The organism is Salipiger sp. HF18 (assembly GCF_011806505.1).
Lineage (GTDB): Bacteria > Pseudomonadota > Alphaproteobacteria > Rhodobacterales > Rhodobacteraceae > Salipiger > Salipiger thiooxidans.
This window is the reverse complement of the sequence record NZ_JAATOS010000801.1, coordinates 1-1,156: the sequence shown is the minus strand read 5'-3', so window position 1 is coordinate 1,156 and position 1,156 is coordinate 1. Positions and strand designations below refer to the sequence as shown.

Below are 1,156 nucleotides of genomic sequence, written 5' to 3'. Positions count from 1 at the left end.
TCTTCGCCTTGTCGTCCACACTCTCTCCGACATCAGGAACACGACATCAAAGCCCGGTCATCCTCCGCAGATCCAGCGTCATCGGAAACTCGGGATGCGGCTGCTCGGGAAGGGGCCAGTAAGACCCCGGCGTATGACCCATCTTCTCGAATCGCGCAAGACGGCGCGCATCGGCCTCGTTGGTGTTGACCGGGAAGGTGTCGTAGTTGCGCCCGCCCGGATGCGCCACGTGATAGGTGCAGCCGCCGAGCGCCCGCCCGGTCCAGGTGTCGAAGATGTCGAACACAAGCGGCGCGTTCACCGGCAGCGTCGGGTGCAGCGCCTCGGCCGGCTGCCACGCCTTGAAACGCACCCCACCCACCGAGACACCGCTGGCGTTGGTCGCGGTCAGCGGCACCGGTCGGCGGTTGCAGGTGACGATGTAGCGCTCGGGGTCCATGGCGGTCAGCTGCACCTGCATGCGCTCGACCGAGCTGTCGGTATAGCGCACGGTGCCGCCGATGGCGCCGCGCTCGCCCAGCACATGCCAGGGCTCGAGCGCCTGGTTGAGCTGGAGATGCACACCCTCGTAGTCGACCTCGCCCGCGAAGGGGAAGCGGAACTCCTTCTGCGCCTCGTACCAGTCGCTGCGGAAGTCGAAGCCATGGCTGCGCAGGTCGCGCAGCACCTCGAGGAAGTCCTCCCACACGAAGTAGGGCAGCATGAAGCGGTCGTGCAGCGTGGTGCCCCAGCGCACCGGGCGGCCCTGCACCGGCGACTTCCAGAACCGCGCCAGCAGCGCCCGGATCAGCACCTGCTGGGCAAGGCTCATCTTGGCGTCGGGCGGCATCTCGAAGCCGCGGAACTCGACCAGACCGAGCCGCCCGGTGGGCCCGTCGGGCGAGAACAGCTTGTCGATGCAGATCTCCGCCCGGTGGGTGTTGCCGGTGACGTCGATCAGCATGTTGCGCAGCAGCCGGTCGGTAAGCCACGGCTGCGGCGGCTCGCCCTGCCCCGGCGCCGGGAAATGCGAGAGCGCGATCTCGAGCTCGTAGAGGCTGTCGTGCCGGGCCTCGTCGATGCGCGGCGCCTGCGAGGTCGGGCCGATGAAGAGCCCCGAGAACAGGTAGCTGAGCGACGGGTGCCGCAGCCAGTAGAGGATCAGCGAGCGCATCAG

The 1,156-nt window shown here is 67.9% G+C and carries 1 protein-coding gene; it reads right to left on the bottom strand.

Annotated features, from left to right (window positions below):
• Window positions 1-46 precede the first annotated feature (46 nt).
• A partial coding sequence (locus HC022_RS27075; RefSeq protein ID WP_167454437.1) for a transglutaminase family protein occupies window positions 47-1,156 on the bottom strand: 1,110 nt, incomplete at its 5' end.